Origin of the sequence: Microbacterium sp. (genome assembly GCF_031988965.1) — a bacterium.
Classification (GTDB): domain Bacteria; phylum Actinomycetota; class Actinomycetes; order Actinomycetales; family Microbacteriaceae; genus Microbacterium.
In genome coordinates, this window is record NZ_DALZXX010000006.1 from 34301 (window position 1) to 56458 (window position 22158).

General features: G+C 64.4%; 16 protein-coding genes. 6 read left to right on the forward strand and 10 right to left on the reverse strand.

Annotated features, from left to right (window positions below; genetic code table 11):
* The 4 genes from RTM68_RS03600 to RTM68_RS03615 form a co-directional block, all read right to left on the reverse strand.
* Positions 1-826 (reverse strand): hypothetical protein (locus RTM68_RS03600; RefSeq protein ID WP_312168318.1); only part of this gene is annotated, 826 nt, incomplete at its 3' end.
* Positions 827-896: 70 nt separating this feature from the next.
* The gene (locus tag RTM68_RS03605) at positions 897-2591 is read right to left on the reverse strand and encodes an ABC transporter ATP-binding protein (protein WP_312168321.1); all 1695 of its coding nucleotides are present in this window, start codon (positions 2589-2591) and stop codon (positions 897-899) included.
* Positions 2584-3426, reverse strand: coding sequence for an ABC transporter permease (locus tag RTM68_RS03610; RefSeq protein ID WP_312168323.1), 843 nt, complete (start codon positions 3424-3426; stop codon positions 2584-2586). The genes RTM68_RS03605 and RTM68_RS03610 overlap by 8 nt, the downstream gene beginning before the upstream one ends.
* A gap of 119 nt (positions 3427-3545) precedes the next feature.
* Positions 3546-4712 (reverse strand): nucleotide sugar dehydrogenase, encoded by a 1167-nt coding sequence (locus tag RTM68_RS03615; protein ID WP_312168326.1) that lies wholly within the window; start codon positions 4710-4712, stop codon positions 3546-3548.
* Positions 4713-4752: 40 nt separating this feature from the next.
* Between RTM68_RS03615 and RTM68_RS03620 the strand changes: the two genes are divergently transcribed.
* Positions 4753-7086 carry a glycosyltransferase gene (locus tag RTM68_RS03620; RefSeq protein ID WP_312168329.1) on the forward strand — a complete coding sequence of 778 codons (2334 nt, stop codon included), beginning with the start codon at positions 4753-4755 and terminating at the stop codon, positions 7084-7086.
* Positions 7087-7101: 15 nt separating this feature from the next.
* Here RTM68_RS03620 and RTM68_RS03625 read toward each other — a convergent pair whose 3' ends face one another.
* Entirely contained in the window at positions 7102-7770 is a 669-nt protein-coding gene (locus RTM68_RS03625) for a hypothetical protein (RefSeq protein ID WP_312168331.1), read from the reverse strand.
* 542 nt (positions 7771-8312) lie between these two features.
* Between RTM68_RS03625 and RTM68_RS03630 the strand changes: the two genes are divergently transcribed.
* From RTM68_RS03630 to RTM68_RS03640, 3 genes are all read left to right on the forward strand, one after another.
* Positions 8313-9251, forward strand: coding sequence for a hypothetical protein (locus RTM68_RS03630; protein ID WP_312168333.1), 939 nt, complete (start codon positions 8313-8315; stop codon positions 9249-9251).
* 175 nt (positions 9252-9426) lie between these two features.
* Positions 9427-11694 (forward strand): glycosyltransferase family 4 protein, encoded by a 2268-nt coding sequence (locus RTM68_RS03635; RefSeq protein WP_312168334.1) that lies wholly within the window; start codon positions 9427-9429, stop codon positions 11692-11694.
* Entirely contained in the window at positions 11691-14117 is a 2427-nt protein-coding gene (locus RTM68_RS03640; RefSeq protein WP_312168336.1) for a glycosyltransferase, read from the forward strand. Before RTM68_RS03635 ends, RTM68_RS03640 begins: the two co-directional genes overlap by 4 nt.
* Before the next feature lie 69 nt (positions 14118-14186).
* Here the strand turns inward: RTM68_RS03640 and RTM68_RS03645 are convergent, their stop codons facing one another.
* A complete protein-coding gene (locus tag RTM68_RS03645) occupies positions 14187-15251 on the reverse strand; it encodes a hypothetical protein (RefSeq protein ID WP_312168338.1) in 1065 nt (354 codons plus the stop codon).
* Here RTM68_RS03645 and RTM68_RS03650 point away from each other — a divergent pair.
* Both RTM68_RS03650 and RTM68_RS03655 read left to right on the forward strand, forming a co-directional pair.
* Entirely contained in the window at positions 15216-16262 is a 1047-nt protein-coding gene (locus tag RTM68_RS03650; RefSeq protein ID WP_312168340.1) for a polysaccharide pyruvyl transferase family protein, read from the forward strand. The genes RTM68_RS03645 and RTM68_RS03650 overlap by 36 nt on opposite strands.
* A gap of 125 nt (positions 16263-16387) precedes the next feature.
* Positions 16388-16900: an acyltransferase gene (locus RTM68_RS03655; RefSeq protein ID WP_312168342.1), complete on the forward strand. Its 513-nt coding sequence runs from the start codon at positions 16388-16390 to the stop codon at positions 16898-16900.
* Positions 16901-17013: 113 nt separating this feature from the next.
* Here RTM68_RS03655 and RTM68_RS03660 read toward each other — a convergent pair whose 3' ends face one another.
* The 4 genes from RTM68_RS03660 to RTM68_RS03675 form a co-directional block, all read right to left on the reverse strand.
* Positions 17014-19530: a glycosyltransferase gene (locus tag RTM68_RS03660; protein WP_312168344.1), complete on the reverse strand. Its 2517-nt coding sequence runs from the start codon at positions 19528-19530 to the stop codon at positions 17014-17016.
* Positions 19531-19660: 130 nt separating this feature from the next.
* Positions 19661-20488 carry an ATP-grasp fold amidoligase family protein gene (locus RTM68_RS03665; protein WP_312168346.1) on the reverse strand — a complete coding sequence of 276 codons (828 nt, stop codon included), beginning with the start codon at positions 20486-20488 and terminating at the stop codon, positions 19661-19663.
* 556 nt (positions 20489-21044) lie between these two features.
* On the reverse strand, positions 21045-21704 hold the full coding sequence (locus tag RTM68_RS03670) for a VanZ family protein (RefSeq protein WP_312168349.1): 660 nt from the start codon (positions 21702-21704) through the stop codon (positions 21045-21047).
* Positions 21705-21907: 203 nt separating this feature from the next.
* A partial coding sequence (locus RTM68_RS03675; protein WP_312168350.1) for an LPXTG cell wall anchor domain-containing protein occupies positions 21908-22158 on the reverse strand: 251 nt, incomplete at its 5' end.

The following is a 22158-nucleotide window of genomic DNA, read 5'->3' on the forward strand; positions in this document are numbered from 1 at the left end:
CGCTGATCACGAGCTGCGCCGCGTCGTAGCGGCCACGAAGGCGATCTTCGTGCGTGACCGAGTCCGTGTCACCCCACGGGTCGAACGTGCCGCCGAGCAACCGGGCGAGCTCTCGCGCCCGGTCCTCGTCTTCGCGCACCTGCACGACCGTGCGGATGGCGAGACCGGTGGCGTCTGCGGCCTCTCGCACCGCGTGGATCCACGCGGCGTCGGGCAGGGGGCGTGCCCCTCGAAGACTCACGAGCAACTCGGTGCGATCACTCCAGGCGAGCCCGGCGCGCATTCCGGCGGAGAAGCCGATATCGGGTGCGAGGGTGCCGCAGCGGGCCCGCTCGATCGTCGCGCCGTCGCGCCAGAGCGCGACCTGCGACAGACGCGCCGCCAGGCGATGGATCGCGAGCGCCGGCCACGAGGGTGCGCGGATGCCGCGCGGCGGCCGCACGACGACGCCGCGCTTGAGCCTGACGATGATCGTCTCGGCCAGGAAGACGAGCTCTCTGAGGGCGTTGCCTCGATCGAGGGGAATCTCACCGGCTTCGAAGACCAGCACAGGGTGCCGCGGAGCCGTGGCGAGGAGCCAGAGCCAGCGCGGCACCGACGTCTTCGACCGCAGCACCGTCGCGTCGTCGGGGATTCCGAGTTGCCTCAGCCACACGTCGGGGGCTTCCCCGATGTAAGCGATGAGCTCGTCGCTCGTGCCCTCGGCCCACTGGAGAGTCTCGCGGCGAATCAGAGCATCGCCGATGTTGCCCGCAGGACCGGTGAGGGAGACGAAGGTTCTGGTGAGCCGTGGGATCCGAGCGGTGCGCGTTCGTCGACGGTGCATGGATGGATCCAGTCTCTTCAAAAGACGCGCGGCGTCACCGAACTCGATCGACCGACGATACGTCTCGCTCTCAGGGGACGATGGTCGAGTCTCCGGGGTCGCCCGGGATGAGGGTCTCCGTCGGCAGCGGTTCGGGCAGGGTCGTCGGACCCGGCGTGGGCTGAGGCTCCGTCGGCGGGGTCGAGGGCTCGACCGGCTGCTCGGGCTGTGAGGGCGCAGGGTCAGGAATGACCACGGTTCCCGGGTCGGGCTCGCTCGGCTGCGACGGACGGCTGGGAGAGTTGTCCTCTTCCGGCTCTTCCGTCTCGACCGGCAGCAGGCGCGTGACCGTGACGGGAGCGCTGACCCGCACGCCGTCGGCATTCTCCGCCGTCACGGTGTACACCACCATCTCCGCAGCGCAGGAGAAGGGAACGGCACGGTCCGCGAGATTCGCCGGCAGCGCCGCCGCCAGTGGGAACTCGAGTGCATCGACCTGTGCGTCGCCGACACCGATGGCGACGCTCTCGGCATCGTCGATCTGCCAACTGAGCAACACCTGCGCCTCGCTGTCCTCAGCGGCGCACTCGACCGTCGGGGTGTTCACGGTGAAGCTCTGGATCACCGGGTCGGCCACCGGACCCGATGGCTCGGTCTGCGGCTGCGCAGACTGCTCGGCGTCATCGATCGGAGCGGCGATGCTGCTGAGCGTTCCGATGATGGCGCCGGCGGCCACCGCGAGAAGCACCGCGACACCCGTCAGCACCATGAGGAGGACGCTGCGCTTTCTCGAACGCTGCTCGATGCGGCGATGACGTTCTCGACGAGCCAGCGCACGGGGTTCCTCGGTAGGCGTGGAAAGCGCGACCGGCGCCGCATGGGGGCGGGACGAATCGCCCTCGACTGCAGAGCGTGCGTCGAATCCCACCGCTACAGGCGCGTTCTTGGTCGAAGGCTTCGGCGCCGAGGCCGCGCCCACCGCGCCAGAATTCGGGTTCCGGGTCCAGGCGATGTACTCGGAAATGACGTCGTTGGCGGGTCCGTCTGCGATGAGCTCACCTTTGTGCACCCACAGCACCCGCTCGCAGGTCTCCTTGAGCGAACCAACCGAGTGACTGACGATCATGACCAGCCCTGCGCTGTCGCGCAGCTCGTTGATGCGCTTCTCGCTCTTGGCACGGAACCGTCGATCCCCCACAGCGAGCGCCTCGTCGATGAGCAGGATCGAGTGCGCGCGCGCCGAGGCGATCGCGAAACGGAGACGAGCAGCCATGCCGGAGGAGTACGTCCGCATGGGGTGATAGATGAAGTCGTTGAGCTCTGCGAAGTCGGCGATCTCATCGACCTGAGCCGAAGCCTCTTCAGGACTGAAACCCATCGCCAGAAGACCGAGCTTGATGTTGTTCTCGCCCGACAACTCCGGCACGAGTGCTGCGTTCACTCCGAGCAGGACGGGACGTTCTCGGGCGAAGATGGCACCCTCGGACGGTGGGATGAGACCACTCATCGCTCGGAACAGGGTCGACTTGCCTGAACCGTTGTGGCCTACGACCCCGATGGACTCGCCTTCGTTCGCTGTAAAGCTCACGCCGCGCAGCGCAGGCACGGTCTGCAGATCACGCCCGCCACGGAACGAGCGCAGACTCGTCAGCGACTCACGGGTGGTCATACGCTTCCCTGTCGCGTAGACGCGATAGTTGACGTGCACGTCATCCGCGACCATCATCGCTCGGGGAGAATGCTCGGCCGCAGCCGCCTGCTGGCCCGGGATCAGGAGATTAGTCACTGAGGCCATACCTCGGTTCACCCTGCCAGAAGTAGATCACGCCGCCGACGACCATCACCAGCGCCCACACCGGCGCAGCGAACCACGCAAGCAGCGGAGCGGAGTATCCGGAAAGGAGCACGTCGCGGGCCAGCGAGATGAATTCGTACGTCGGAATCAGATGCGCGATCGTCAGCAATGTCGGGAAATTGGCGAGTGCACCGTCGACATTGAAGAAGATCCCACTGGCATAGAAGAGGATCCGGTTGATGATCGGAACCAGCTGCTGGATGTCGCGGGTGCGCACCGAGATGCGGGCGACGATCAACGCCACCCCGAGGTTGAAGACACCCATCGTCGCGAGGATCGGAATGATCAGCAGCCATGACCAGGTGATCGGCTCACCGAGGATGAGGAGGAGGATTCCGAGTAGGAGAACGACGGGGATCATCTTCATGGCCTGTTCCGCGACCACGGCGATGGGTAGCAGGACCCGCGGGAAACCGAAGCTCTGGACGAGCTTTGAGTTACTCGTGATCGCTTTCGAACCGCTCCCGAAGGACCCGGTGAAGAACTCGAAGACGAAGACGCCGACGATGAGGTAGGGCACGAAGTTCGCGGGCCTCGCCGCTCCCGCCAGGATGAAATTGAAGATGGTGCCGTAGACGATCGCGAGCGCCAGAGGCTTCAGCACGATCCACAGCACGCCGAGACGGTTCGGGAGCAGACCTGAGATCAGGCGACTGCCCGCAAGGCGCAAGGCGAAGGTGCGAAGACGCCAGGTCTCTGCCAGATAGACACCCAGTCGAGGACGTGTCCCCACCTCGGTCAGACCGGCGGTAGCGGGCGCAGCCAACGCTCCCATACGGATTCCTTTACCTCTCTCTACCCTGACGCGCTATTCACCTGCACCAGGGCGGCATATCGGATCATGTTACCCCACGGCGCGATTCGGTCGTCGGTGGCGTGCTGCGATCAGTCGCGGCCGTAGATGTCGCGGGTGTAGATCTTGTGAGCGACGTCGTCGAGCGCATCGGCCGAGCGGTTCGCGATGATGACGTCGGCGCGCGTCTTGAACTCGTCGAGGTCGCGCACGACCTCGGAGTGGAAGAACTCGTCCTCATCGAGCGACGGCTCGTAGACGACGACTTCGACCCCCTTGGCCTTGATGCGCTTCATGATTCCCTGGATCGACGAAGCGCGGAAGTTGTCCGATCCCGACTTCATGACGAGGCGATATACGCCGACCGTCCGGGGGCTGCGAGCGAGGATGTCAGAGGCGACGAAGTCCTTGCGGGTGCTGTTCGCGTCGACGATCGCCGCGATCAGGTTCTGCGGCACTTCGGAGTAGTTGGCGAGCAGCTGCTTGGTGTCCTTGGGCAGGCAGTACCCGCCGTAGCCGAACGAGGGGTTGTTGTAGTGCGATCCGATGCGCGGATCCAACCCCACACCCTCGATGATCTGCTTCGTGTCGAGTCCATGCACGGCCGCGTAGGTGTCGAGCTCGTTGAAGTAGGCGACACGGAGGGCCAGGTAGGTGTTGGCGAAGAGCTTGATGGCCTCGGCCTCGGTGGAGTCGGTGAGCAGCACCGGCACCTCGGTCGCGATCGCTCCCTCGAGCAGCAGGTCGGCGAATTGCTGCCCGGTCGGTCCGCGGTCGCCGACGACGATGCGAGAGGGATGCAGGTTGTCGTACAGTGCGCGACCCTCGCGGAGGAACTCCGGCGAGAAGATGACGGTCGCCTGCGGGTGTTCCTCTTTCATCCGTGCGGTGAACCCGACGGGAACAGTGGACTTGATGATGATCGCCGCGCCGGGATTGATGGCGAGCACGGTGTCGATCACCGCCTCCACAGAAGACGTGTCGAAGTAGTTGGTGACCTCGTCGTAGTTCGTCGGCGTCGCGACGACGACGAAATCGGCATCGCGATACGCGACGTCGGTGTCGAGAGTCGGAGTGAGGTCGAGCTCGTGCGTGGCGAGGTAGTCCTCGAGCTCCACATCGGCGATCGGCGAGACCCCACGACCGAGTAGCTCGACCTTCGCGGGATCGATGTCGACGGCGAACACCTGGTGGTGCTGGGCGAGGATGACGGCGTTGGACAGGCCCACATACCCGGTCCCGGCGATGGCGATCTTCATGCCACCAGGCTATCCCTGCCCGTGGATAGACTCGTTCCCGATGTCACCGCGCCCCCTGCTCACGATCGTCATGCCGGTATCGGATGACGACGAAACTGTCGCGACGGCCCTCGAGAGCGCCCTGGCTCAGACCCTCGTCGACATCGAGATCGTCTGCGTCGACGACGCGTCGACCGACGGCACGGCGTCCGTACTCGAGCGCTACCGACAGCGAGATCGGCGCGTGCAGGTCATTCGCCATGACCGCAACCTGTCGGCGTTCCAGGCGCGCCGCGCCGGCATCCTCGCGGCGAGCGCCGACCACGTGATGTTCCTCGACGGCGACGACGAGCTGGCTCCGGATGCCGCGGCGACGGCGCTCGCGCAGGCTCAGGCGACTGGCGCTGACATCGTCGGGTTCGGCGTGACGGTGGTCGAGCGCGACGGTCGCACAGGGAGCCCCTACGAGGTGCGGTTGCAGCCGCCGCAGACACCGCGACGCGGCGACGACGTGCTGCGTGCCCTCTTCCCGATCGACCGACCCGCACAGGGTCAACTGTGGCGGTTCCTCTTCCGCACGCACCTGCTCCGTGAGGCGTATTCGCTGGTTCCGGACGATCTCTCACTCCCCCGGGTCAACGACCTTCCGCTGCTCTTCCTCGCGGCGGCACTGGCGACGAGCTACGCGGCGGTGCCGAACAAGCTGTATCGGTATCACTTCGGCCGGGGTGGCAGCGGGCACCGCATCGACACTGTCGAGCGGGCTCAGTTCTACACCGGGGCGATCTCGTCGGTCGACGCGATCGGACCGGCCGTCGACGCGCTCGCCTCGACCCGTCTCGACCCGGACCTCGTGCGCGCGACCTACGCCTCGGCGCGTCTCTCGATCATCGGGTACGTGTGCTTCCAACTCGTCGATCACAGCGACGATGCGATCCTCGACAGCGCACTCGCTCACCTCCACACGGTCGCAGCGGGCCCGGACATCGTGCATGCGGCGGCGAAGTTCTATCCCACGACGCTCAAAGCGCTGCGTTTCCACACGACGTGGCAGGGCATGCCGAATGTGCCCGTCCGAAGCATCCTGCTGGTCACGTCCACCGTGCGGACCGGAGGGGTGTCGGCGGTCCTCGCATCCCAGGCACGCTATCTGCGTGATGCGGGGTACCGGGTGACGGTCGTCGCGCGCAACGGCGGCAGCGACGCGAGTGTGCTGCCGACCGACATCCCTCTCATCGAGCTGGGGTCCCGGCAGCTGGCGGCGCAGCTGACGCAGTGGTCCGAGATCTGCCGTACGCACGAGGTCGACGTCGTCATCGATCATCAGGTGCTCTACATGGACACCTGGCCGGAGTTCGCTCTGGTGGCCCGCGCGGAGGGCGCTGCGACGATCGGCTGGCTGCACAACTTCGTCGCGCGCCCCGTGTACGACGGCAATGACCGGCTGTCCCTGATCGAGAGGTGCAGCCCCACCCTGGCGCAGCTCATCACCCTGTCGCCGCTCGATGTCGCCTACTTCCGTCTGCGCGGCATCGAACACGTCGCCTACCTTCCGAATCCCCCCTCGCCTCTCATGCTCGAATCGGAACCCCGCGCGGACGCCAAGGCGGCGCCGTCCGGGCGGCTCGAACTCGTCTGGTGGGGACGACTGGAGCAGCGGACGAAGCAGGTGCGCGAGCTCGTCGAGGTGGGCGTGCAGCTCCGCGCGCTCGATGTCCCGTTCAGGCTCCGGATCATCGGGCCCGACTGGGACGACGTCACCTCGAAGAAACTCAATGCGCTCGCTCGGCGGCGCGGCGTCGGCGACGCGGTGACGGCGGTCGGACCGCTGAGAGGAGCGGCGCTGGTCTCTGCGATCGATTCGGCGGATGCCTTCGTCTCGACGAGCATCATCGAGGGATATCAGCTGACGATCGCCGAGGCCCAGGCGCGCGGACTGCCGGTGTTCATGTATGAGCTTCCCTGGCTGACGCTCGTTCAGGACAACCACGGCGTGGTCGCGGTGCCGCAGGGCGATGCCCGGGGACTCGCGTCCCGGCTCGCGGACGCATTCTCCGATCCGGAGCACTACTCGGAGCTTTCTCGAGCCTCATCAGCCGCCGCGGAACGAACGCGCGGGTATGACTTCTCCCAGTTGTATGGCGACGTCGTCACTAGTGGACTCTCCCCTGATCTGTCGCCGCCCCCGACTCTCGACGACGCAAGCCAGCTACTCGGCCTGATGGTCTTTTTCGCAGGGCGCGCGACGGGGCGCCCGTCCACCGCCGCCGACTCACCAGGGTGGCGCGTACGCATCTGGCAGTCCGCCGCGCCCATCGGTCGAGCAACGTTGCGGAAGATGCCCGGGCTGCAGCCGCTTGCCCATCGCGCGAAGGGCTGGCTGGGCGCTCGCTGAGCTCCGGCTACAGCGCTATCGGACCGAGTTCATCGCCGAGTCAATGCGCGAAGTGAGGTCGGCGATGTCCGCGCGGGCTGCGTCGACAGCCGGCACCAGCGCACCGGTGTGGGCATCGAAGCGCGCAGCAAACTCGCCGAACTCGTCGTACCGGCCGACGAGACCTCCCAGACCCACTGCCGTCAGGAGACGCGAGATCTTGTGCGGGTCGCTACCCGAGCCGATCGGCTGGGCCCCCTCGGTCGCACCCATGATGAGTCCATGGGCGCGATCGCTGACGACCGCGAGCGAGCGAGCGTAGACCGCGCGCACATACTCGTCGAGCGCATCGTGCCGCATGCTCGGGGGCTCCAGGTAGTCGCCGCCCAGCGCTTCGGCGAGGCGTACTGCGCGAGGGGAGTCCCGCGCGACCTGCGTCACCGTGACGATGCGCGTCGATGTCGCCTGCGCGAATCCCCGAACTGCGGAAAGCCATTCGTCCCCCGGCCACGGGCGATCGAAACGCAACGTGACCGCCAGCAGCGGCCGCTCGTCCGACGAGGCCCACTCCGACGTCGGCGTCCCGAGCGAGTATGCCCAGTCCGGAGCGAAGTCTCCGAAACCTGCTGCATCGCGGGAGCCCTGGTCACGCCAGGACATGACCGCGGCGTCTCGGAAAGCGGAATCGAACGTCACAGCGCTCACGTCCTGAGCATTCCGAATGCCGATTCCCGTCGCAAGTACCACACCGCCATTCGCTGCTGCGCGAGCGGCTTCCTTGACGAGGCGCGGCCCAGGGAAGACACCAGGTCGTGGGTTGATCTCACCCGCGTTGAACGCGTAGACGGGCCGAGGAGTCGCATTCATCGTGCGCGCCCAGTGGACGCGGTCCTGATAAAACGTCACGTCCGGCGTCACGTCGAATCTCGCCGAGTAGTCGGTGGTTGGCGCGGCAAGGAAGATATGGACGTGCCTGCTCGGCCCACGCAGAGCATCGAGGTACGCGACTCGAAGCTCGGAGTCGCCGAGGTTGTCGTCTTGACCGCTCAACTGCGCGAAGACGTTCTGAGTAGTTTCCATGTTCACCGAGGTCGAAGTCTATTATTGGAAGAGTGTCGTCCGCGCTCAGGTCCTTAATCGCCCGCACGCGGACCCTTTTCGGTCCCGCCAGTCGCCCGAAAGACGAATCGGATCCGCCTCTCAACGTACTCGTATCCGGGCGTCCCCCGTCGCATCGCATCCGATACGTGGATCAGATCATGGGCGATAGTTCCGCCTCCGGGCAGCCTCAAGGAATCGTCTTCGAGTATCGCGACACACCCAGCGGACGCGACCCGGTCGACGTGATACACCTGACGGATTCGACCGCTGTCCTCGGTAATCGCCACGTCTCCGAATCGGAAAAGGTTCTGAGGGCGACTCGATTCACCCGCGCGATCAAGCGCCGCAACGTAGCGCTCGTGCGGACAATCACAGCGGACCACGTCCGAGGCTCACAGCTGTCGCGCGCCGAAGCCATCCTCGACGCGGCGACGGTGAGCTACATCACACATAGCGCGCACCGTCCGAATCCTCACGGGCGCGAGTCCGTGCTGATTCCGCTCGGTCATCAGCGTTTCCGTTTTCTGGGGTATCCGCGGGGGGTTGTGCACCCCGGCCGCGTTCTCTTCATCACGCCCGACACCTTCCACAGTAACTACGAAGCCGCGTTGAAGGTGTTCGCCTACGCGGACCTTCCGGGTACCGAACTGCGCATCGTCGGCAAGGTCCCGTCGGGGCTTGCCCCCTCGTTCGCGCGCACGATCAACCTCAACGGCAACAAGATCACGCTGCTCGACGACACGATCTCCGATGCAGCGCGCGTAAAGGAAATCACTCGGGCCGAGATCGTCGTCGTCATCGCGCCGGAGACGGACGAAGCGACGAGTACGATGCTTCTCGCGCTCTCGTTGGATCGGCCCGTCCTCGTCGAGGACACGCCGATCACGAGAGCACTCGCTGACGAGGTCGGCAACCGATGGGTACGACTTCACACCGGGCGTCTCACGGCTGTAGAGCTGGAGAAAGCTCTAGCCGCTTTCGCGGAGTCTCGACCCACCGGTCGACCCGACCTTGATAAGCGCGATCCCGACTCGGTCTCCCAGCAGTTCATCGCCGCCTACCGGTCTGCTGCAGAGTCGCGGTAGCCGGATGCCCCTCACGAAGCAGGAAATGACCATGTCCTCGCCGTCACCTCTCGTCAGCATCATCGTTGTCATCCAGTCAGACACGCGATGGATTGGCGAGACGCTGCAGTCTTGCATCAGCCAGACTCTCGTTCCGCTCGAAATACTCTGCGTGGTCGACCGCGAATCTGTAAAAGTGACACGCGGACTGATCCCTCAGGACGACCGCATCCGCGTGGTCGAGTGCGACAGCGCGGCGGATCTGACGGACGCGCACCGAGTCGGCGCTACCGCGGCGGCCGCACCCATCACGATGTTCCTCCGCCTCGGTGACGAGCTGATTCCCGAAGCCGCCTCGAAGATCCATCGCCAGGCGAGCCGTTTCGACTCTGATCTCGTGGAGTTCGGCATCGACATCGTCGAAGAAACTTCAAGTAGTGAGCAATCTCACCCGGCCCCGCGCCCGCAGCATGCACGCCTGTCCGGCGACGATATCCTCCGCAGGCTCTTCCCCCCTTCTGCACCTCTCAGCACCCGCATTTGGAAGCTCGCGTTCCGCACCGAGCTGCTGGCAGCCGCCTATTCCGCGCTGGCCCCCGGCACGCCCGCGGGGCGCCCGGCCGACGACCTGGCGATCGGTCTCTTCGCGTCTGCCGGGGCCGACCGATATGCCTCCCTCGGTCCCCGGATCTACCGGCACTTTCCTGAGCGCGGCCTCGATGGGCTTCTGACGCCCTCCGGCGGTGATGCGATCCGAACGATCGAGCTTCTCGAAGCGATCGCCCCTCTCGTGCGTGAGGCTGCGAGGAACCGACCCAATCCCGAGCCACTCGTTGATGCCTACGAGTCGACGCGACTCGCCGCGATCGGGCAGGCGATCGAGCTCGCCCATACCCCCGCGCCGGGAACGACGCCTGAGTCGTTGGATGGTCTGCGTCGCAGCATCAGCACAGCCGACTTGGTCACCGCAGCCGCTGCCTTCACCCCGGATGCACTCGATGCAGTCACGGATTTCGCGGATCACCCTCAGCTTCGTGGGCGCGGCGTTCGCAGCGTGCTGCTCACCACCAACGTCCTCACTATGGGCGGAGTGTCGAGTGTCATCATCTCGCAGGCGCAAGTCCTGCTGGACGCCGGCTACCGCGTCACCATCCTCGCGCATCGGCAAGGAAGCGACGAGTCCCTGGTGCCGGAGGGCGCGACTCTCGTGGAGATCATCGGATCCGGGCGAAGCGAACGCCTCCGGCAGTGGACCACGCTTTGCCGCCGATTCGACGTCGACCTCGTCATCGACCACCGCATCATGTACTCGCGGGACTGGCCTGCGTACGCGCTCGTCGCCAATGCGCTGAACGCCCCCACCATCGGCTGGATCCATGCGTTCTCAGGACGCCCGACGTACAACGGCACCGATCTACTCTCGCTGCTCCAGAACAACGTCGGGGCGCTTGCCCAACTCGTGGTTCTGTCGCCCCTCGATGTCGCGTTCTGGAAGCTCCGCGGCGTCGAGCATGTCGCCTATCTTCCGAACCCGCCCTCATCGTTGATCGTCGAGTCGCTGGGTCGCGTCGCACCGCGGCTGGCGCCTCGATCTCGTCGCGTCGAGCTCGTGTGGTGGGGACGGCTCGATGAGACGACCAAGAAGGTCACTCATCTCATCGAGGTCGCGGTCGCACTCAAACGGGCGGGCGCGGACTTCCGGCTGCGAATCGTCGGGCCCGACTGGAACGAGACGACCGCGTCCAGCTTGAGCTCGCTCGCACGTAAGCGCGGAGTGGAGACCTTCGTGGAGATGACCGGACCACGCCACGGGCAGAGCCTGATCGACACGATCGATTCTTCTGACATCTTCATCAACACGAGCATCATTGAAGGATTTCTCCTCACGATTCCGGAGGCGCAGTCACGTGGCCTGCCGGTCGTGATGTACGACCTGCCGTGGCTTCTGCCGGTCCAAGATAATTCCGGTGTCATCTCCGTCCCGCAGGGCGACCCCGCTGCGCTCGCGAGCGCCGTCCTCACTGCGATCGAAGGGGATCGCTACGAAGAACTGTCACGAGCTTCGATCAACGCAGCGCAGCGGGCCGGTTCGGTCGATTTCGCCGACCTCTACCAGAAGCTCGTACTCGGAGACCTGCCTGATGCCTTTTCGCCGGTCCCGACGATGGCATCCGGACAGCAGCTTCTCGATCTTCTGATCTTCCTCGCAGAGAATCGCATGGCCCCCGCACCCACTGCGAAAGCTCGGAGTGGTAGGCGCCGCGGAGACGTCAGCTCACCCCGCCGGCCGCGTTCGTCCGGGCCGCAGACGGTCGCCGCCACGCTGGAACGACGGCTCACGGGTCCCGGACAGCGCGCGATTGATCGCGCGCCGTGGCTCCGGCCCGCTGCCCGGAAGGTCAAATCCGCTCTCCTCCGTATCGACACATGGCGGGCGGCCAACAGTAGGGGGCGGCAGTCATGATCGACCTCACTTCTCACGAGGAGGAAATCAGCATGGAATCCGCCCCGCTGATCTCGATCATCATTCCTGTCTACAACGATGCGGAGGTGATCGCTGGCGCCGTCGAAAGCTGCCTACGGCAGACGCTGCCTGCGGTCGAAGTAATCGTCGTCGACGACGGATCCACCGACATGACGGCAGCGATCGTCGATGGGTTCGCCGCCCGCGACCCGCGCGTTCGGATCATCAGACAAGGACAGAACCTCTCGGCCTATCAGGCCCGGCGGATCGGAATCCTCGCCGCGAAGGCCGAGCACTTGCTGTTCCTCGACGGCGACGACGAACTGGCCGAGATGGCAGCGGAACTCGCCCTGGCGAAGGCTGTCGCGACGGACGCCGATCTCGTTCAGTTCGGGATCGATGTCGTCCGACAGGACGGAGGGACGGGTGGCGGTTTCGAAGCACGTTTGCAGCCGACTCGCGATACGTTGACCGGCACCGATGTGCTTCGCGGCCTGTTCCCCGTCGATCATCCCGCTCAGGGTCAGCTCTGGCGCTTCCTCTTCCGCACACAAGTGCTCGTGGATGCATATGCGTTGATGCCTGACGATCTCGTGATCCCTCGCGTTAACGATCTGCCGATCACCTTCCTCACAGCCGCATTGGCCACGAAGTACACGTCAATGCCGGACCGCCTCTACCGATACCACTTCGGCCGTGGCGGCAGCGGACAGAAGGTCGCCGACCTCGGCTGGGCGACCTTCTATGCAGGAGCGATCGACGCGATCAACACGATCGCATCGGCCGTCGATCAGATCGCGGCGCGGAGCGCGGAACCCGATCTCGTCCGTGAGACCTATCAGGCTGCTCGTTCCTCGATCATCGGGTACACCACCTACTACCTCGCCGAGCACACTGCAGACCACCTGCTCGATGCGACGTTCGAGCATCTGCTTACGCGTGCGTCGGCGCGCGAGATCGTGAGGGGAACCGCACGGTTTTGGCCTGGCGCCCTGGACACGGTGGCAGTCCATCTCGGCATCAGGGAAATCGGCGAACGCCCTGTCAGGAACGTTCTACTCACAACCAATATCGTGCGTACCGGCGGAGTCTCCGGCGTTTTGCTCTCACAGGCACGATTCCTCGCCCGGGCTGGGTACTCCGTGACCATCGCAGCCCGAGAACCCGGAAGCGACTTGTCGATCGTGCCACCGGGGGTCGATCTGATAGAGATCGATGGCCCAGACCTCGCCTCGAAGTTGGAACAATGGGCACATCTGTGTCAGAAGCGGCACATTGATGTCGTGATCGAGCATCACTGGCTCTACACACGCAGCTGGCCGGCGTTCGCGGCCGCCGCGAGCGCAGAGGGAGCGGCGACCATCGGCTGGGCCCATAACTTCGCTGGCCGGTCACTTCTGCTCGGTCTCAACAGTCTCGATTTCCAAGCTCGCCATGTCGGGGCGCTTTCACACCTCGTCGTCCTGTCGCCGCTTGATGTCGCCTTCTGGAAGCTGCGTGGCATGCCGCGGGTCTCATATCTGCCGAACCCGCCCTCCCCTCTCCTCCTTGAGTCGGCGAGAGTCGGAGAAGCGAAGGACGCCCCGATCGGACGTCCAATCGAACTCATCTGGTGGGGCCGATTGGAGCAGCGCACCAAGCGTGTCGCCGAGCTGGTGTTGGTCGCTGCGGAGCTACACCGGATGGGCGTGGATTTCCGGATGCGCGTCATCGGTCCTGACTGGAGCGGGATGACCGCTGAGAAGCTGACAGCTCTCGCGGTCGAACACGGCGTGGCAGAGCGCTTCCAAGCTGTCGGCCCTCTTCACGGTGACGACCTGATCGCCGCGATCGATTCCAGCGACATGTTCGTGAACACCAGCGTTATCGAGGGATACCCACTTACGATTCCTGAGGCGCAGTCACGGGGTCTTCCCATCGCGATGTATGAGCTCCCCTGGCTCGCCCTCGCCGAGGACAACGTCGGCATTGTCACCGCCAAGCAGGGGGACGCCGGCGGTCTTGCCCGCCGGATCGCCGCGATCGCCTCGGCGCCGGAACTCTACGAGGAACTCTCCCGCGCCTCGATTGATGCTGGGCGACGCGAGCTCTCATATGACTTCGCTTCTCTCTACGAGCAGCTCGTGACCGGTACCTTGCCGGAGTCTCACTCGCCGTCGCCCACCACGGACGACATCAGTCGACTCCTCGATCTCGTCGTGCTGTTCACGGAGCAGAACTCAAGAGTACGCAATGCCGCTGCGCAACGTGCCACACCGCCAAAACGCGGCCGCCCTGCCGCGTCCGGTCGTGCAACTCCGAAGCGCTCGCGAGCATCACGGCTCGTCGCACGCGTGACTCCTGCGACTCACGTCGTTCTCGACGTCGCTCCATGGCTCCGACCGACGGCGGCACGAGTGAAGCATGCGCTCTTGCGTCGTTGATTCAGTGCCGTACTCACGTCTCGTTTGACGGTGGCAGCGATGCCACCGTCATCGCCTGGTGAGCTCTGATCAGGAGTGAGCGGACCCGGCAACAGACCGGAAGACCTCGGCGTACCGAGACGCAATCGCGGCCGGCTCACGCTTGCTGAGATCAGGCTGCTCTGCTCGCGCAGCGTTGCGCACCGCGTTCACCACCTCGTCCAGTCGCTCAGCCGTCAGTGCACCTGAGTGGCGATACACCCACCCTGTGCCCACTTCCTCAGCCAAGAGCTGCGTGGCTTCGGAATCGGGAACCAGGACCGGACGGTCGAGACTCAGAGCGAGCATGAGAATGCTCTCGTCGACCAGAGTTGCGTTATCCGGGAGGATGACGAGTTCCGCAGCGCTGACCTCAGCGATCATCATGGCGTCGGAGACGAGCCCGGTGAGCGCCGACACGCTCTGCGGATGGCGTCCGAGAGTCTTCTCGATCAGCACCTCGAGAGCAGCATTGGGCTGGCCCACCACTCGCAGCGACAGGTCCGGGGTGTTCGCCAGCGGGAAGATCTTCAAGGGCCCCGCTGCGACCTTCACTAGACGATTCGGGGAGATGGCCAACAGGCGTCCGGAGATCTGATCCTGGCGCGGGTATCCGACGAAACGCGCTCGGTAGTGCGCGTGGGGAATCACGATGGTGCGTTCGGGATGCGGCGTTGAGGTCGTCTCATCGAGAGCCACGAACGTGGCAGTCGCGTCATCGATCACGCGCCGCCATTCTGCTCCCGCGCCCTGGTGCGGTCCGTGCAGCGTTTGAACGAGAGGGACGTGGCGGCGATCCAACTCGGCGATGACGGTACGAGCGATATCCGCGCGCTCGTCGTTCGTCGTTCCTCCGCTGAGTAGCCGAACCGCCTGGTTGACGTGGACGACGTCTGCTTCGACGTTGCCGAACTCTTTGGCGAAATGTGTGAACCGAATACCGTCGACACCTTCACCGATGATCTGGTCGATGTAGCTCACATTGGCCTGAGGTGAGCGATGATCCGTCAGTACGACGAGGGATTCGATTCGGCTACTGGGATTCGCTAGACGCACCCGACAACTATATGCTGGACGGTGATGAGCGCCAACAGACCCCAGGATCTCTTCTTCCACCTGGCGGGCCAGGACGATAACCTCGGCGACTCAGCTCTCAGGCTTGCTTACCTCAACGCGGCTCGCGGTGACGGGCGTCGTCTGCATGTTTACTTTGGAGCTGCCACCCCTGACTACGTGTCCGGGTTCGCGCTCACCAGACGTGACCGCGTCTACACGCATCGCCCGACCTGGCTGGCAGCGGGCGACTCCGCCCAGAGGGGAATTCACTTCCTCAACGCGGGAGAGATCAATCCACCCCCCGGTCTGTTTCCGAACATTCACCGTACCCGCGAATTGCGGCGAACCGTCGATGCAGGCGGAATCTTCATCGCGGCCGGCTTCGGGATCAAGGATCCCACTGCTATCGGCCAGGTCGAGTTCGACGATGTGCTCCGTGATGCGGCAATCGTGTCATGGCGTGATCAGCCTTCCCGCGACGCAGCGGGCTTCGGTGATGTCGCTCCCGATTGGGCATACTCCCTCGGTACCCCAACGTCTCAATGGGCCCTGACCGACGATCGTCCGCTGCTTGCAGTGACCCTCCGCTTCGACCGTCCTTGGCCGGGAAAGCAATGGATCGCCTCGGTCCGTGACCTTGCGGCGCGGACCTCGACGCGCATAGTCACTCTTGCTCAGGTCTCTCGCGACGCACCGCGTGCCGTCCGTCTGGCTGAAGAGCTCGGCGGTGAGTACCTCATGCCGCCCAGTATGGATCATGCCACCCTGGACGCATACGCCCGCGGTGCATTCAAGATGTCTCGCTTCGTCGTCAGCGATCGTGCGCACGGACTGATCATCGCCGCATCCGAAGGCGCCTACCCGATCGGATCCGCTGCTGACCCGCAGAAGATCCATCGACTTCTCGCCACCGCCGAACTTGGTGATCTGGTCGGTCGGTACGACCAGATCGACGATTTCTCTTCGCAGATCGACGATCGACTTCCTCTTCTCGCCCGCTCGATCGACACGGCGAGAGATGAGTTGGCAGCGTTGACCAGTCGCATTCACGACGTGATCGATGCCCGGTGACCCGGCCGTTTCACAAAATCTCGAGGCTTTGAAAGCCCGTGTGACCCCGCGAATGCGGCGAGGTCACGGCGCGGCCGCGAAGGTAGGCGGCGAACTCAAAGTCTTGCGGCTTGTAGAATGCATCCATGGTGTTGACCATCGGAGATCGGTCCAAGATCCATCAGCGCGTCTCCTTTTCGCACAGCGACGAGCGCCCCATCAGTATCGGCCATGGGGCTAATTTCTACCGTGGAACCGAGATGCTCGGCCCGGTGACCATCGGGAACAATGTGTTCATTAACAGAGACGCATACATCCGACCCAACACGTCGATCGGCGACGGCGTGCGGATAGGCCCTTTCGTGCGCCTCATCTCGGACACCCACGAAGTAGGTCCGCCATCACGTCGCGCGGGCAAATCCCGCTTCGATCCGATCGTGATCGGCGAGGGCACGTGGATCGGAGCATCTGTCACCGTTTTGGGAGGGGTGACGATCGGCAAAGGGTGCATCATCGCGGCCGGCGCTATGGTCACGAAGGACGTCCCAGACAACACCCTTTATGGCGGGGTCCCCGCTCGCTTCATTCGCGATCTCCCGACCGCGGATCAATCGCTAGCTGAGCCTGCTGTCGGCGAACCCGCGAACAGCACCACATAGGGCGTCGGCTTTCCCGGCGGGTTTCGCGCAAGTACGTCAGAGGGTGCAGTGGCCTCATTCCGGCGATCTACCGCCCGTCAGAGGCAGCGCAGGACGTTGCCTCTGACGTGTCGTCACCTCTCGCGAACTCTCTTGTTGAAGTTGTGCGCAGTTCTCCGCAGTCCGGGAGCGACTTTCAGAATCACGCGCCCGAACGGACGGATCACGCTGACGATGAATGGATCCGGTTTGCCAGGGGATGCCGGCTTCACCGCTCCCGCCAGCCGCTTCGTCAACGCGTCTCTCTGAGCAGCGTTCTTCGCGGCGACCGCTGCCGCCTTCCTTGCCGCGGCCTTGGCTGCGGCTGCGGCGGCGCGCTTGGCCGCCGCTGCCTCCGCCGACGCCTTCCTAGCCGCGTCAACCGCAGCAACCTTCGTCGCGCGAAGACCGGCGTTACGCTCTGCGAAGAAGACGAGGAGGTCGATCAGGCGTTGCGCGTCGTCGAGCGTCGGCACCGGCGAGAATGCGGCGGGAAGGTCGCCTTCGACGAGCTGGCGATATGTCTTACCAAAATCGAACTGACGCTTCCGACTTGCGACGGCGAGTGATTCGCGCGAGAGTTCGTCGTAGCGCTCGGGACTTTCAGCGACCGCGACGATCTCACGCGCGAGCGCAGCAGGCGTCGCCTGAGGGACCTTGACGATTCCTCCGTTGTCGATGGCGAGGGCAAGCCACGGCATGTCGTACATGACGACCGGAAGACCTCTGGCCTGCGCTTCGAGGATCGTGAGGGGGTAACCCTCGATCACACTGGTATTGATGAAGATGTCGGCTTCGTCGATGGCGGCGAGGAGTTGCGCGCCATACAGCGGTCCGGGGACCGAAACCTCGTCCAGACCGAGCTTGCGCGCCTCCTTCTCGAGCATGTGAGGCTCGGTTTCAGCCCACCCAGGTCCGATAATCTCCATCTCAAAAGCGATGCCCAGCTTGCGCAGTTCTGAGGCGACGAGCAGGAGCTGACGGACCTGCTTCGTGTGCTGCTCGAGTCGCCCCCACCAGAGGAGTCGCACCGGACGTCCTGCGGGCGAACCTTTGACGATCTCGCCGACCGGTGCCTCCATGATCATCGGAGAGGGCGGATTAGGGAGATAGGACACGTGCGGAATGCCGCGGAGCTTCCAGAATGCGACATCCAGCGGCGAAAGAGTGACGAGATGAGCCAGCGCACCGAGGTGATCGGTCATCAGTGATGTCAGGTCGTTCAGGTCGTACACGGGTCGGGCAGCGAAGTTATGCACCCATCCGATCGTCGCAGCACCCAGCGAGCGAGCCACCAGCGCATACGCCGGCCAATCTCGGCTGTAGAGAATCTGGTGATCGATCACGAGATCGATCGATTCGCGGCGGCAGATCTCAGCCCACTGACTCACCTTCGACAGAAGACTGCCCTCGCCGACCTCGACGAACTTCGCACCATAGGGCACCGCGGCCTGAGAGCTCCCCGGACGTCGCGCTGCGATGGTCACGTGGTATCCCGCATCCATGAGGAACTGAGCCTGGGCGAGCAGGACCCCCGACACCCCTCCGGTCGTGAGCGACTTCGTCGTCAGCAACACACTGCGGATCGGTCGATCGCCGAGCTCAATCCGATTGCCACTCTGAGCGATCAGCGTAAGCGCGCTGGGGCAGAACCCGGTCGCTGCAAGCACTGCGTCTTCCTCTGAGACACGCTCACACAGCAATTGCAGGCACTGCGCACGAACGGCCTCGGCCGCGTTGTTGACGAGGTAATTGAGCAGATTACCGATCACTGACAGTCGTGCCGACGCGTAGCTGTCGGTGATCAGGTCTGGGTCGGATCGCTTCCTCGCCTGCTCCCGTACCGCCGGGGCGATGCTGTCGATCGAATCGACCGCCCCGAGGTAGAACTCGAACTGCGAGGCGTCCTCAATTCGTTGGCCACTGATTCCGCGTCCGAAGTAGTACCGGTAGAGCTTCGAGGGCAACGACACATACCGTTGCGCCGCAGAGATCGCGAGGTAGGCGATCGGCAGGTCATTGGCTCTGTAGAACTCAAGGTCGGGCGCGAGTTGCGCGTAGGCCATCCGGAGCAGTCCGACATGGAAGAGATAGCGCCAGATCTGTCCGCGGGCGGGCGCACCGACGGGAAAGAGCCCGGCGAGAATCTCGTCGCCCTCCAGGAGCTCGTGCGATGGTTGCAACCGCTTCTCGAACGCGCCTCCCACTCGTCCGCTCTGGCTGGTGATCTCGACACCGAACCCGACAAGGTCGGCTTGCGACTCCTGTGCCTTCGTTGATGCCCATTCCGCTGCTTCCGGAGCAAGCTCGTCGTCCCCGTCGAGAAAAAGGACGTACGGAGCGGTGGCTGCCATGATCCCAGCTCGCCGGGCCTGGAAAGCGGAGCGGTTGCGATCGAGCTCGATCAGACGAATTCTCGGATCGACTGCCTGGTATCGCTCGACGATCTCCCGGGTGCGGTCGGTGGATGCGTCGTCGACGCAGATGATCTCGATCGCGCTCAGCGTCTGACGCATGCAGCTCTCGATGGCCGTCGCGACCCAATCCTCATCGTTGTACATGGGGATGATGATCGAGACATGGGGAGTCGGCAGGAGAACAGGGGAATGCATACCGGTATTACTCTCGCTTCACAGCTCAGCGTCGGCACCCGATCGAGGCCGTTGGACGGTCGGAACAATCCTAACCACGTTGACCATGGTCGTTGTCCGCCCTCCGAGAGTAGCGCGTTCGCATCCGGTCTCAGGCGTCGGAGGCCCAGAGCCTGCGATCCTCGAAAACGATGTAGGCCTGCTGCGTGATCGTGTTCGCATACGCCGTGCGGTTTTTTCCGTTCGCAGGAAGAGTCGTGATCTCACCGAGAACCGGTCCGTCGGGTGTGTTGAAGAGATCCACTCGGCAGAATTCTCCCACTCCCCCTCCGAGCCTCTCTGCGACACTGATCAGCTCACTGAGGTTGTCTGGTTCCTGCATCGCGGCGCCGAGAGTGCGACCCAATTCGAGCGGGTTCGACAGAGGCCGCCAGGTCACCGCATACGGCCTTCTCGATGGTCCCGGGTAATTTCGGTCGAAGACCTCGAGGAATCCCGCGATTCCGTTGAACACGTAGAACTTGTAGTCCAGCGGGATCACGTTCGACTCGGGCGCGAAGCGATCAGCGATGAACTCTTCAACGATGTACATATCGACGCGGTCGGTCTCGCTCGCGAGCTTCTGCCAGTTCGCGACGATCCGGTCTGGGGTGATGGGCTTCCCGGTGAAGACGTTGACTTCGTGAGATACCGCGAAGACGCCTTTCGCGGAGGCCAGGCCATCCGGCTTCGCCACATACCGTGCCGGAAGATCGAGGCGGAGCAATTCCTCCGGGTCGGAGAAATGAGCGATCTGTCGGGGAATCTCGACACCATGTTGTCGCGCGAACGCGTGCATTGCCTCCTTCTTCTCAAGGCGGCTCTGCCACACGGAATGATCGCCGCTCTCGAACCAGTCATGTCGCCGGTCAGCCATCAGGCGCTCGAAGGACTTCACCTCCGTGTGTTGCGACATCGCCTCGACCAGCCCGATGTCCACACCGAAGAGATCGCGGTTCGCCCGAAAGGTCGTGCGCGCGAGTGCGATTCCCTCGTCGAGCTGCCCGGCTGTGACGCGCTCGACGATCGCGTTGATCGCACGTTCGTCGAAGTTGACGGGTTCAACGAAGTCGTCAGACGCGAGCACCCACGGTTTTCCCGCAGGCGTGGCGAACTCCAAGCGTGTCGTCGTCACCGTGCGAGTCACGCTCGCGAGCTCGGATGAACCCCTCATGACTCGGGCAGTGAACTCCTGCTCGCGACCCGTGAGCAAAGTCGCCGGGAGGACGAAACGGAAACCGATGAGAGGAGCACCACTCTGGTCGGTCGCGAGGTCTCGTCTTTCTCGATCGGCGATGACCGACCCGAGCCGTCGTGCACCCGCGAAGACCTCGATGATGACAGGGCGATCCGGCACGTTGTCATCGATGGCCCATCCCTTGAGGAAGTCGCCCACGACCCCATCCAGGTGGATGCGAACAGTCATTCTGAACCCCTATGTTCTTCGAGAAGCGACGCCTGTGATTCAGGCTATCGGACAGCGAACCGCCGCGCCTTCACACAGGTATCCGCACCGTAGGCGCATCCCCCGTGTTCCAGAAGTCGGCATCCAGCACCCGCGTGACAGGGTCCGGCTCCTCGGCCGCAACGTACGCGGGCGCCCCCCGCAGAGCACGAGCCGCGGCACGTGCCGCGTTCTGACGCTGCAGCTCGGCGGCCGCAGCACGTCGTTCCCAGAGCTCGCGTTCGATCTTGGTGCGGTCCCTCATGTGGATCATCGCTCGGAGGATCATCGCGAACAGGAGACCGAGGTATCCGCCGATGGTGTTCGAGAGCACGTCGAGCACGGTCGAGACGCGCTCGTCGAGCGCGATGCCCTGCGTGAACTCGATCGCGCCCGAGAACGCCGGCAGCAGGAAGAGCGCCACCCACCAGGCCTTGCGGGGAAGAGCGAGTCCGAGCAAGAAGCCGAGGGGCACGAACATGCCGATGTTGGCGACGAACTCTATCTCGTTGTAGCCGAACGACTCGGGTACGCCGAGGTTGTGCAGGGCGCGCAGCACGCGCGAGGCAATGCCGTCGAACTCGAGCTGCTCGGGCTGCGGCCACATCGTCACGGCCAGCACGAAGCCCGTGTACACGATCAGCAGCAGTGTCGAGATCCACAGCCGTGCATAGCTGCGCGGCGGCGGCGGACCCACGTGGATCTGTGACATGGTCGCGTTCCTCTCCTGCCCGAGGTCGGGCGACGGCGGCCCGGAGTGCGAGCTCGGGCCATGCTACCGAGCGCAGGTCACGGATCCCCGCGAAGATGCCCAGAGCACCACCGCTCTGACCCAGAAACCGGGTACCGGTCGGTCGGACCCAGCGATGACTCAGGGCCCCAGCGAGGAAAACTCGCTGGGGCCCTGAATATCAGTCACTCAGAAGCAGCAGTCGTCTCCCGTCGCCGGCGGTATGTCGCGAACAGCCCACCAGAGAGCATCAGGAGCATCGCCACCGCGACGAGTCCCCCGCTCAGCTCGCCGCCCGTGGTGGCGAGCGGGTCGTCGGCCTCGGCCGGAGCAGGCGACTCGATTGGGCTCGTCGGCTCCGTCGGCTCCGTCGGCTCGGTCGGCTCGGTCGGGTTCGTCGGCGCGGTCGGGTCCGTCGGCTCGGTCGGCTCCGTCG